8 protein-coding genes are annotated in these 12,112 nt (G+C 49.2%); all 8 read right to left on the bottom strand.

The annotated features are described in order from the left end of the window. Nucleotides 1-7 precede the first annotated feature (7 nt). The 8 genes from M1L66_RS12700 to M1L66_RS12665 all read right to left on the bottom strand — a co-directional run bounded on the left by M1L66_RS12700 (nucleotide 8) and on the right by M1L66_RS12665 (nucleotide 12,102). Entirely contained in the window at nucleotides 8-3,007 is a 3,000-nt protein-coding gene (locus tag M1L66_RS12700; RefSeq protein ID WP_434693353.1) for a glycoside hydrolase family 2 TIM barrel-domain containing protein, read from the bottom strand. A 171-nt stretch (nucleotides 3,008-3,178) separates the two neighbouring features. After that, complete coding sequence (locus tag M1L66_RS12695) at nucleotides 3,179-4,000, bottom strand: carbohydrate ABC transporter permease (RefSeq protein WP_002600126.1); 822 nt, start codon at nucleotides 3,998-4,000, stop codon at nucleotides 3,179-3,181. A gap of 2 nt (nucleotides 4,001-4,002) precedes the next feature. Continuing rightward, nucleotides 4,003-4,923, bottom strand: a complete 921-nt coding sequence (locus M1L66_RS12690) for a carbohydrate ABC transporter permease (RefSeq protein ID WP_187020893.1) — start codon at nucleotides 4,921-4,923, stop codon at nucleotides 4,003-4,005. Nucleotides 4,924-4,983: 60 nt separating this feature from the next. After that, entirely contained in the window at nucleotides 4,984-6,225 is a 1,242-nt protein-coding gene (locus tag M1L66_RS12685; protein ID WP_187020894.1) for an ABC transporter substrate-binding protein, read from the bottom strand. A 661-nt stretch (nucleotides 6,226-6,886) separates the two neighbouring features. Further along, the gene (locus M1L66_RS12680; RefSeq protein ID WP_434693350.1) at nucleotides 6,887-8,872 is read right to left on the bottom strand and encodes a beta-galactosidase; all 1,986 of its coding nucleotides are present in this window, start codon (nucleotides 8,870-8,872) and stop codon (nucleotides 6,887-6,889) included. A gap of 54 nt (nucleotides 8,873-8,926) precedes the next feature. Continuing rightward, nucleotides 8,927-9,748, bottom strand: a complete 822-nt coding sequence (locus tag M1L66_RS12675; RefSeq protein WP_187020896.1) for a carbohydrate ABC transporter permease — start codon at nucleotides 9,746-9,748, stop codon at nucleotides 8,927-8,929. A gap of 3 nt (nucleotides 9,749-9,751) precedes the next feature. Beyond that, nucleotides 9,752-10,687, bottom strand: coding sequence for a carbohydrate ABC transporter permease (locus M1L66_RS12670; protein WP_434693348.1), 936 nt, complete (start codon nucleotides 10,685-10,687; stop codon nucleotides 9,752-9,754). Between the two features lie 14 nt (nucleotides 10,688-10,701). After that, nucleotides 10,702-12,102, bottom strand: a complete 1,401-nt coding sequence (locus tag M1L66_RS12665) for an ABC transporter substrate-binding protein (RefSeq protein ID WP_187020902.1) — start codon at nucleotides 12,100-12,102, stop codon at nucleotides 10,702-10,704. Between the last annotated feature and the right edge of the window lie 10 nt (nucleotides 12,103-12,112).

Here is a 12,112-nt window from a genome sequence, read left to right as displayed (position 1 = left end):
CCTTCCTTTAATCCAGATATTTTATTTTCGACTGTGCTACATCTTCCGCCGCATCAACTGCCCGCATGGTAAAGCTCAGGACAAAATCCTGGCGTTTTACCTTATACGCCTCTTCCTGTTCCTGGCCGCAGCTGTTGCTTCCCAGACCGGAATGGAGGTAGTCCATATGGATGATCACATCCTCCGCCTCTTTGATCTGCCACGGATACTTTGCTTCTTCCAGGCTCTCCTCCGTGTAATTGTGGATATTCAGCCCCAGAGGCTGATCCGCCGTCACCAGAAGACTGCGTTCCCCGTCGCCAAGCGAGTACCAGGAGACCTCTTCCCGATGACCGTTTTCCTGCGGATATACGTAATTGGTGGACATGCCATCCACATCGGAACGGTAGACTCCCATAAATGCCGCTTCCCTGCTGTCCGCATAATTCTCCTGGAAGCCAAGGCCGTACCAAGCGGCCTTCTGAAGGTCCTTTGACGCCTTCATCCGGATTCCGATGCGGGGCAGAAATCCCGGCTCCGCTTTCCCGCGCTGAATCTGCTTTCCTTCCAGGCGGCAGGTCACAGCGCCGTCTCCATACACTGTATAGTGATAGTCGCACAAAAATCCCCACGACTGGTTTAAGCAGCCAAAATACGTACCGATCATCACATCGACACGGTTCTCATGCTCTTCGGTCCTGAAATACTCCATCTGCTCATCCGGAAGCTGTATGAAGTATTTGTTCATCCAGTCATCCTTCTTATACATATCGTTGTCTATGGTTGCCCGGTAAACCGTCACCTCAGGCCCCGCCGTCACGCATGGCTTTCCAGCCACCGTCCAGCGATCCAGCCGGCCGTATATCTTATGGAACACCACCTCCGACGATTCGCCCTTTACTTTGAAGAAGATACCGTCCTCCTCCGTCACAAGGCGGCCGCCTGCCTCATGGAGCACGGCTGTCTCCAGATGCTCCTTAAGCAGAAACTGCCCGCGGGATACTTCGTGGCCCTTTCCGGCGTAGGGGGCGTCTTCCTTCAGACAGACCGACACATTTAAGTAGTAATCCGTATTGCTCTCCGGCATAAACGGCCGGTATGGAATTTCCAGACGGCAGACCTCTCCCGGCCCGGCATTCAGATCTTCGATCACGCCCTCTTCCTGTACGGTCTCGTCACAGGAAATCCACCATTTTGCGCTAAGATGGGACAGGCCGCTAAAATCATACCAGTTTTTTAAAAGAATCTCGCGCCCGCTGCCCGTCTTCTTCTGGATTTCCACCGGGGCAATCACCTGCCGGTACTCGAAAAGCGCCGGCGACGGCGTGCGGTCCGGCATCAGAAGGCCGTCGATACAGAAATTCCCGTTGTTGGGGAAATCTCCGTAGCTGCCGCCGTACCGGTAATATTCATGGCCTTCCTCATCCTTTGTGAGGAATCCGTGGTCGTACCATTCCCAGATAAAACCGCCCTGCAGCCGTTTGTATTTGCGGAACAGGTCCTGGTAGGCCTTTAGACAGCCGGCTCCGTTTCCCATGGAATGGCCGTATTCGCACATGACATGGGGTTTTTGATTTCCCTTTTCGCCGCGGCCGATCTCTTCCAGCTTATCCAGCCAGGTGTACATGGTGGAGTAGACGTCCGCCGCCTCCGCCTCGAAATCGCCCTCGTAGTGGACCAGTCTGGACGGATCCATCGTCCGCACCGCTTCCGCGCTCTTCACGAAATTACAGCCGAAGGCGGATTCATTGCCGAGGGACCACATGATGATGGAGGGATGGTTGAAATCCCGTCTTACCATGCGGACGGCACGGTCCACGTAGGCAGTCTCCCACGCAGGATCATCGGAAATCCAGGTATAATTTTCCACCCATTCGAAACCGTGGCACTCCAGATCCGCCTCGTCAATCACATAGAGGCCGTATTCGTCACACAGATCGTAAAGGCAGTCGGCAGCCGGATAATGGGAACACCGCAGCGCGTTGATGTTGTGCTGTTTCATCAGAATCACATCGGCCTTCATCTGCTCATACGTTACGGTGCGTCCCTCGGTCGGACTGTAGTCGTGGTGGTTGACACCATTTAACAGGATGGCGGTTCCATTGACGGTAAAATTACCGTCTTTGATCTCTATGGTACGGAAACCGGTCCGGACCGTAATCTCATGGTCCTCAAACCGGATTCTGATCCGGTATAGATAAGGGGTCTCCGCAGTCCATGGCCGCACCTCTCCGGCTTCGGCTGTGATTCTTATCTCCTTCTGGTCTCCGTAGGAGGTAAAGTCCCCCTCTGCCATCAGGCGTTCCCCGTCAAGCAGGCTCCAGGTTCCGCTTCCGGCTCCCTTTACTGTCAGGTCGATGGCGGCCCGGCCGCATTCGCTGGCCGTATCCAGAACCGTCGTCACGCGGCAGTCCAGAACCGCCTTCTTAGGCTCGTTAATCAGTTCCACGTCCCTGTAAATTCCGGAAAGCCACCACATATCCTGGTCCTCCAGATACGTTCCGTCCGACCACTTGTATACACGGACTGTGACGTCATTTTCTCCCGGCTTCACCAGAGAGGTGACATCAAACTCTGCGGGCAGACGGCTCACCTTGCTGTAACCGGCGTGGACGCCATTGACCCAGATGTCACAGGCGCTGTCCACCCCGTGGAATTTGAGAATCGTATCTCCCGCAAACCAGGCGTCGTCCAGAACAAAGCTTCTCTTATAGATGCCCGTAGGATTCTTCGACGGTACGTATGGGGGATTGACCGGGAATAAATACAGGACATCCGTATAGTGCATATGATCGTATCCGCGCATCTGCCATACGGAAGGGACATCGATAGTATCCCATCCCGTCCCGCTTCCCGGCTCTTCAAATCCAGCCGGAGAAAATTCCGGCGCTTCCAGATACAGAAACTTCCAGTCGCCGTTTAAGCTTACATGTCTGGCGGAATCCCTATAAAATGAGGTTCTGGCTCCGCGTCTTTCGATTCCTGTGATTGTCTCATCTTCCCATCGTTTCTTTTTACGTCTTTCCATAGTTGTCTCCTATTATTTAATGTAACAGTTCAGACGGCGGGGCATTTGGTGAAAAAAGCTGCGTCAAGCTTGCTTGTAAGCGGCTTTCTTCACCAATTGCCACATCGGATGAATATTCGATGCTTCTTGACCGGCTTTTTCGGTCAAGAAGATAAGCCGTCTGAATTGTTACTATTTAATCGCTCCGCTCGTTCCCTCCACGATGTGTTTCTGTGCAAAGAGGAATACAATGATCGGGGGCAGAATCATGATGACTGTGATACAGAGCATCGGTATGATCTTTGTGCTGTGAACACCCTTAAAGGATGCCAGCCCGAGAGCCAGGGTGAATTTACTCCTGTCCTGTAAGAAAATGAGTGGCCCCAGGTAGTCGTTCCACACGGTGATCATATTCAAAACGCCGACTAAGATTAACTGCGGCTTCATGATCGGCATAAAAATCCGCCAGTAAATCTGGAATGCATTGGCGCCGTCAATTCTGGCCGCCTCCTCAAAGTCCTTCGGCACGCCCATCAGGAACTGCCTCATCAGGAAAATATAGTAGGCAGAACCGAACCAGGCCGGTACGATCAGCGGTTTTAAGGTATTGATCCAGCCAAATATCTTGAATTCCATATACTGCGGGATCATCGTCACATCCCAGGGGATCATCATGGTGGACAGCAGAATCATGAACAGGACATTTTTGCCTTTGAAATTATATCTTGCAAAGCCATAGGCCACCAGCGAACAGGAGATAATCTGTCCCGCCGTGGTTCCGACCGTTACCACAATGGAATTCCAGAGGTAACGTCCGAAGGGCTGTGCGTTCCATGCGTTTAAGTAGTTTTCCACCAGCCATTTCTTCGGGAACATCTTAGGCGGATAGGCGATGGCTTCCGCCTCCGTCTTAAATGTGGTAAACAGCATATAGACGAACGGTGACAGGAAATAGAGGGCCATAATGGTCAAAAGCACGTAGATGATGATCTTTGATTTTTTCGACATACTCATAATTACTTCCTGCCTTTCTTGGTCTTCTTGGAATTCTTGGCCTCGGTCTCATAGAATACCCATGCAGAGGAGGACTTGAATACGAGGGCTGTCAGGAACAGGATAATGACAAACATCACCCATGCGTTGGCACTTGCGTATCCCAGCTTGTGGTGCTTGAACGCGTTGTTGTAGGTAAACATCCCGTAGAAATATGTAGATTTTAACGGTCCGCCGTTTGTGAGCAGCATGACGAGGGTCAGCTGCTGGAATGAGCTGATTAACGATGTAATCAAGTTAAACAGAATCGTTGGCGTGATAATCGGCAGTGTGATGGAAAAGAACTGTCTCGCCGGGCTGGCGCCGTCCAGGGAAGCAGCCTCATATAAATCGATGGGAATGCTCTTGATATCCGTATAGAATATCAGCATCATGGTCCCCACGCCGAACGCGCTGGCCAGAATAACAGCCAGAAGCGCCCAGGAAGGATCCACCAGCCAGTTGGGGCCTTCGATTCCCAGCAGGGAGAGCAGATAGTTTAACACGCCGTAGTTGCCGTTTAAAATCCATCCCCAGATGATGGAGATGGCAACGCCGGATACGACTGCGGGGATATAGAAAATGGTTCTGTAAATTTTGACACCCTTTACCGGCTGCGTGATCAGCATGGCCAGGAACAGGGCAATAATCATGTTAAGGGGTACGAAGATTGCGGCATATTTTAATGTGATGACCAGAGATTTGTAAAACTGTTTATCCTTTGTAAACATTTCCACATAATTCCCCAGTCCCCGGAACGTGGGCGTCGACGTGATCGGCCAGTCAAAAAAGCTCATCACCAGCGACAGAATTAAGGGGCCTGCTGTAAAGACGATGAACCCGATGATCCACGGCAGGATGAACAGATAGGGAGTTGCCTTTCTAAGGAAACTTTTCTTCTCCATGATTTACCTCCATTTAAGTTCCCCGCGCAGGGTTTGCCTGCCGCGGGGAATGTCTGCAGTTTACTGCATCTCGGATACCGCCTCATTCAGTACGGCTGCCGGATCTTCCATGGTACTCGGGTTATAGACACGCTCAAAGGTCAGATCCAGGGTGTCCTTAAGCTCGGACCAGTTGTCTACAATAAAGCTTGCAGGTGTGTAACCGCTGCTCTGCTCCAGCATGGAATAGAATGGAGCGTTGGCCGGATCGTCCAGGATCTTTTCGGACTCTACGACAGACTTTAAAGCAGGGAGCTCATAGCCGATTCTCGCCTTGTTCATCTCCTCGCCTGTCCAGTATTTCACAAACTCCCAGGCGGCGTCTTTGTTCTTGGAATCCTTGGAAATCGATACGCCTGAGGAGCTTAAGATGCTGACGGAATCATGGCCCGCTCCCGCAAATGCCGGAATATCGACGATACCGTAGTTTAAGCCATCCTCATTAAAGGAAGCGATTGACCATGCGCCGTAGATATACATGGCAGTCTGGCCGCTTCTGAACTCGTCTGTACCGTTCTTCTCCGTAGCCACTGCGTATCCGTCCTTTTCCATATTCTGGAACATGGAGACAGCGTCAACTGCCTTGTCGGAGTTTAAATTTCCATCGAGGTTTCCGTCCTTATCCACAAACGCGGTTCCGTTGCTCCATAAATACATCTCATAATCGTATGGATCCGGCTTCATCTGGAAGGAAAAGCCCTTCACGCCGTCCACCTTATCGGTGATCGTCTTCGCTGCCGCCATCAGATCGTCCCATGTCCAGTCATTGGTCGGTTCAGCGACTCCCGCCTGTGCGAAAATATCCTTATTATAAAACAGCGCGTGTGTGGTAAAGCCTACCGGAATGCCATAGACCGAATCTCCCTTGGAGTTATATGGCCATAACGCGTCGTAGTAGTTGTCCTTATAATCCGCGCCCTCTTTTTCTATGTAGGAATCCAGCGGTTCCAGGCCTTCATAGTAGGATGGGTAATCCCACATGTAGAGCACGTCCGGCGTATCTCCCGATCCCATGCCGGCGCTGATCTTTGTATCATACTCACTTCCGTAAGCTTCCAGCGAGACCTCGATGTCATCGTGGCTGGCGTTAAACTGGTCTACCAGCGCCTGCTGCTTATCCAGATCCTCTGCATTATCCCACGATGCAAAACGGATCTTTACCTTGCCGCCGTTTGCCTGGCTGTCAGCCTTCGCCCCACACCCGCTCAGTACTGTCACAGCCGCCACAGAAAGAGCCGCAATCACCGCAATTGTCTTTTTCATATAATTATTTCCTCCTTAACTTTTGGTAAATACATCGTAACACACATTAGTAAAATATTCAATATTTTACTAAGCAAAAATCACATTTTCAATATTATGCATGATTTCGCTGCCTCATTTTTGTGCATTTATCATAATAGAATTGACTATTTTTTAACCAAATGTGCTTGCAATTATATTTTACCGTTTTCCTTCAGTAAAATTTTACCGTTTTTATCGCAATAATATTATTTTTTTACCGCCGCACTCCTCTCCCCATAGAAGATTTTCAAATCATTGGATTCGGTAACGAGCGGTCGTTAATTATGCTGATTAACAAGCTGCAGCGTTTCTCCACCAGTTGAATGTATCATGGAATTATGACAGGAATTGGGCGTGGTCCTGGCGTGAATAGCGAGTGCAGAATTCACCGGAACTTATGCAATGCTGTACTAGCTCCCGTCTGCCATAAAAATGACCGTGAGCAGCGGACACTCACATTCTGTGTCCGGCACTCCCGGTCATTTTTATGTATATTCGGGTAACGAAAAGTTTCGGCGGCCGTAAGCGGTAATCCTAAGACGGCCTCACATATCATCAGAATCTCCGATTACCTTATTTCAATCCACGTTCTGAGTCCAGAATACAAAACCCAGAATAACACAGCAGCTATGCTGCCATTTTAAATCTTCCTCTCGAGTATCTGTACCTCATACCCATTAAGCTTTCCTGCCTCTTCGCCATAGACCAGCCGGTAGGAGGAATCCACGGAGTAAGTCCTCTCCCTGTCTGTATGATTCATAGCAAAGATCCATCTGCGATCAGCTTTTTCTCTGGCGGCAAGCTCTACACCTTTATCCGCATTTCCCAACGCTGCGATCCCTGCAGAATCTGTCATATACCGGACCAGGGCCGCCATGAACGCCTCGTCAGGCTCCGTTCCGATGTAGTAACAGCAGCCCTGTCCGTATTCATTCTTAGTAACGCAAGGCTCTCCCGCATAAAATTCACTGGCATAGACTGCAAGGACCTCCGCTCCCTCCTTCACGGTTATGATGTCACACCAGTTTCGGGCTGTGTGGCTTTCATTTTGAAAAACCGCCGATACTCTTGCATCTCTTAAGCAGTCATAATCCAATACCTCCGAGCCTGTAAGCTCAGACAGCCGTCCCGGAACTTCCCGGTCGGTCATACAGATATTGGTCTCATCCTTCACTCCGGTTCGCATGGTAAGGACTAAATGGCCGCCGTTTTTCACATAACGGAAGTAACGTTCCTCCAGTTCGGAATTCATCAGATACTGAAGCGGCGCGACAAGCAGCTTATATTTGCCGAAATCCCCGTCATCCGGCACGAAATCCACCGGAATCTGTCTGTCGTAAAATGCCCTGTAGTACTCCTGAATCTGCTCAGTATAAGACATATTGGGATTCTGCGGCTGAATCTGAAGGGCGTAATTCTGCCGGAACGAATATACGATGCCGACTTCCGGAGCGGGCATGGAGCCCTCCATCTTTTCCATCAATGGAGCTGCCTTCCGTATCATCTCCTTCAGCTCATAATATCTGCGGCCGGGATTACCGCTGTGAGGCAGAATTCCGTGCCAGTACTGCTCCGTCCCCATTGCGCAGACTCTCCAGCGGAAATACACCACCGCATCGGCTCCGTGAGCCACCGACTGGAGGGACCACAGGGAAAGCTGCCCCGGCGCCGGCGCACGCCCCATCACTTCCCAGCCGGTGATTCCTGACTGCTGCTCCATGATCCAGAAGTTTTTATTTTTGTAGCTTCTTACCACATCCAGGGTGGAGGCCAGGATATCGCCGCGTCCATGGGACTCATCGGCAAAAAATCCGCCGGGATACTGGTCATGACTGACAAAATCCAGTTCCTTTCCCAAATCATAGTAGTCCACCTTATCGGCAAAGCCCATGTAATTATGGGTAATAAAATGGTTCGGGCAGTGTTTGCGGATAATATCGGTCTGCTCCTTCATGAAATCCACAATCAAGTCAGAACAGAAGCATTTCCAGTCCAGCATAGCGGATGGGTTTTCACCTGTCACTGTAATCCTCGGTGTAAATACTTCCGAAAATTCATTGTACTCCTGGCTCCAGAAGGCATTGCCCCAGGCTTCATTCAAACGGTCCACAGTACCGTATTTCTTTTCGAGCCATCCCTGGAAGTTCTTCCGGCAGCTTTCGCACATACACAAATCATGATGGCTGTTTCCCAGCTCATTGTCCGGCTGCCATCCGATGACATTCGGATTATCTTTATAATGAACGGCCATAGCGGTCACAATTTTCCGCACAAACCCACGGTATACGGCATTGGACTGGCAGTCATGGTGACGCCCCCCAAAGCCTCTTATCCGTCCCTCCCGGTCCACCGGAAGAATCTCAGGATAGCGGTTTGCCATCCAGGCAGGCGGAGCGGCCGTAGGCGTTCCCACAATCGTCCTGATTCCGTAGCGGCCCAGCAGGTCAATGGCATCGTCCAGCCATGCAAAGTCATACTTTCCTTCCTGCGGTTCCAGCTTGTGCCAGGAAAATTCAGCCATTCGGACTACCGTAAGCCCCATCTCCTTCATCAGTTCAGCATCGGTCTCCCACCGATCTCTCTGCCAGTGTTCCGGGTAATAATCGACTCCAAAATGAATGCCCATAGTATTTCGTCTCCTTTATGTATAATTAAACTTATCTTATTTTTTATGCTGCACCTACTCTTTTACCGCTCCCGACGTCAGCCCTGACATGAAGAACTTTGACGCACACAGGAAAGCCGCCAGCAAAGGCAAAACCGCGCAGGTACTGGCAAGCATAATCGCGCCGTAGTCATTACCGCGGTCAGAGACCATAGATTTCAAAGCCAGCGGCAATGTCTGCATGCTTGGTTTACGGAGTATCAGCAAAGGCTGCATAAAGTCATTCCATGTATTTACAAACTGCATAATCCCGAGAGCCGAATACGCAGGAATCAGTATTGGGCTTATAACCCTGAAGAAAATCGTCCACTCGCTGCATCCATCAATCTTAGCCGCTTCTCTAAGGGAGATCGGGACATTGTTCTGACAATACTGGCGCATCCAGAAAATACCAAACGCATTGGCACAGTTCGGAATAATAAGTGCCTGATAGCTATTGATCCAGCCGAATTTCGACATCATCATAAACCATGGTATAATACCGGCGGTAAACGGAATCATCATCGTTCCCAGCAGAGTGGCAAACAGCTTGTTCTTTCCCGGAAAATCATACGTTGCAAACGCATAACCGCCCATAGAACAAAACAGCAGGCAGAGAAATGTATAGGAAATCGAAATGATACAGCTATTGATAAATGCCTTTACAATATCGATCTGCCCCATCATGGTATGAAAATTCTTCACCAGACTGCTGCCGAACCAGATATGAGGCGGAAAAGAATAAATCTCGTTGGTCGTGAGGCTGGACATAACAAACATCATATAAAATGGAAGCAGCATAATCAGCGCAATGAGCCCCAATACCAGATACAGAATTGCTTTTCTCACATACTTCATCGTTTATCTCCTCCTCTTCACCGGCTGTCTGTCCTTGGACATCTTGTTAAGGATTACGGAAAACAGTACAATGAACACTGTAATCACATAGGCAACAGCCGACGCATAGCCATAAGCTGTACCTCCCTGAGGCGCTTTATTAAGCAGATACATCATCAGTGTAAGGCCGCCATTGTTGATTCCCCCTGTCCAGCTGGAATTCGTCAGAATAAATGGTTCCGTAAAGAGGTTAAACATTCCTATGGTGGATTGGATCAATGTGAAAATTATAATCGGTTTAAGCAGTGGAATCGTAATTTTGGAGATTGTCTGTATATGGCTTGCCCCATCGATTCTGGATGCCTCATAGATGTCATGGCTGATCCCCTGCATCCCCGCGAGGTAGATAACCATGTTCCAGCCAATCCACTTCCATGCAAACATAACGATTACTGCCACTTTAATGAGCGATCCGTCACCTCCCAGCCAGTTCACCTTACCAAACCCGAAAAAGCTTCCAATAAAGTTAATCAGTCCGTAGTTATTACTAAAAAGCTGCATAAATATAATTGAAATTGCAACGGAACTGGTAACCATGGGCATAAAATAAATTGTCTTAAAAATGTTCTCTCCCCGAATCAGCTTTGCATTCAGGATATAGGCCAGCACCAGTCCTCCAAATAGGATAGGAATATGTGCAATAATTCCAATGACCAGCGTATTTCTAAGCGCCTTCCAAAACAGCACATCCTTAAATAAGTTCAAGTAATTTTCTAACCCGATAAAATGCATAGCTGACATTCCATCCCATCGGAAGAAACTGAGTCCGAAGCCCATGGCGATCGGAAATAAACTAAATATCGCAAACAGCAGAAAAAATGGTGCTATGTACACGTATGCGACTCTGTTTTCATAGAGGACTTTTAAGAATCCTTTTCTCCCTCTTCTCTTTTTCCCCATCGCTGCTCCTCCTTCTATTCATTCCATAAACCGGCATCCTTATATACCTGGATCTGCTGATTTTTAAGCTCTGCGGTAGCATCTTCGATATCCTTTGCGAGAAGATCCTTGATCCCCTGAGCGTCAAGACCCTGATTAAGACCGGCATTAACGGAATTGTAGATACACCCCTCGGCCGTTACATCCATAATAGTATTAAATACAGGTTCCAAATCCTCGGAGATGGAGGCCCAGAGTGCTTTTGTCTTCTGTCCGCCAAAATATGGATCTTCTGCATCATAGATCGCCGTGTTGTCATAGGCAGGCGTATATGCGGGAAAATAATCAACTGCTTCCAGCATCTCATTCTGCGGTTCCGCGCTGCAGAGCATGTACTCAATAAACGCCCACGCCGCTTCTTTATTCTTGCTCTGTTCCGGAATTACAAGGAAAGAACCACCCCAGTTACAGTGAGGAATTCCACCTGGCAGTTCGGCAACTCCCCAATGTCCGGTACCGTCCGGATCAATATCTGTTTTTAAAAATCCACCAAACCAGCCTCCGGTTGCCACTGAAACACAAGCGCCGCTTGCATAGGCCGCATAAGCCTCCGTGCTCCACATATCCACGTTCATATCCAGTTGATCCGCTCTTAAATCGATAATCGCATTTAAGCAGTCAAGATCGCCCTCACGATCCAGTTTCAAATTCATTTTCTCATCATAGTAATCCCTGTTACAGTACATCAGCTGATAGAAGTAGGCTGCATTGGGAACGAGCCATCTCTCGCCCGGCTTATTGACGGCTTTTGCAGCTTTCAAAACGCCATCCCAGGTACTCATAAGTTCTGCCACCTCAGCTGGGTCGGTAGGAAGTCCACATTCTTCAAACACATCAGTGCGGTAGAAATACGTGCAAGGTCCCACATCCCATGGTACTGCAACAAATTGGGACTTATCAACAGAATACGCCTGATCCCATTTTAAAGCAACAAAATCATTTTTATATTTTTCCGCGTTGAAAGGCTCGTCTAAAAGATTGGTAAGAGCTTTGGAATCGCGGTACTGGGCAATGTAAGCGCCTTCAACCATCGCCACATCAGGAGCCCCTGAGCCTGCTGCCAGGGAGGTAGCCAGGGATTGGTGGTGGCTGGTTGTATCGGTAAACTGGAATTCCACTTCAATATTTGGATATTTATCATGAAATCCATTCAGAGCTGCTTTAAAGCCATCATCTCCAGAAGGCCAGCCACCCACGATGATAGATCCCTTTAAGTCCGCCGGATCTGCGGGCATACTGGCAGTCTGCTGGCCATCACCCGACACCGTTGTCTTGTCACTACCGGTATTTGATGATGTGCCGCAGGCAGTCAAAGACAACGCCATAACCGCAGCCATGGTCAGCGCCAAATTTCTTTGTAGTCCGTTCTTTTTCATAGTTTAAATT

Source organism: Hungatella sp. SB206 (assembly GCF_051132295.1).
GTDB lineage: Bacteria > Bacillota > Clostridia > Lachnospirales > Lachnospiraceae > Hungatella > Hungatella effluvii.
Note: the sequence above shows the minus strand (reverse complement) of the source record. Positions and strands in the feature narration are given on the sequence as shown.

Coding starts and splice junctions, on each gene's coding strand:
- M1L66_RS12700 (WP_434693353.1), bottom strand. CDS start 3,007: ATGGAAAGACGTAAAAAGAAACGATGGGAAGATGAGACAATCACAGGA.
- M1L66_RS12665 (WP_187020902.1), bottom strand. CDS start 12,102: ATGAAAAAGAACGGACTACAAAGAAATTTGGCGCTGACCATGGCTGCG.
- M1L66_RS12670 (WP_434693348.1), bottom strand. CDS start 10,687: ATGGGGAAAAAGAGAAGAGGGAGAAAAGGATTCTTAAAAGTCCTCTAT.
- M1L66_RS12690 (WP_187020893.1), bottom strand. CDS start 4,923: ATGGAGAAGAAAAGTTTCCTTAGAAAGGCAACTCCCTATCTGTTCATC.
- M1L66_RS12680 (WP_434693350.1), bottom strand. CDS start 8,872: ATGGGCATTCATTTTGGAGTCGATTATTACCCGGAACACTGGCAGAGA.
- M1L66_RS12675 (WP_187020896.1), bottom strand. CDS start 9,748: ATGAAGTATGTGAGAAAAGCAATTCTGTATCTGGTATTGGGGCTCATT.
- M1L66_RS12695 (WP_002600126.1), bottom strand. CDS start 4,000: ATGAGTATGTCGAAAAAATCAAAGATCATCATCTACGTGCTTTTGACC.
- M1L66_RS12685 (WP_187020894.1), bottom strand. CDS start 6,225: ATGAAAAAGACAATTGCGGTGATTGCGGCTCTTTCTGTGGCGGCTGTG.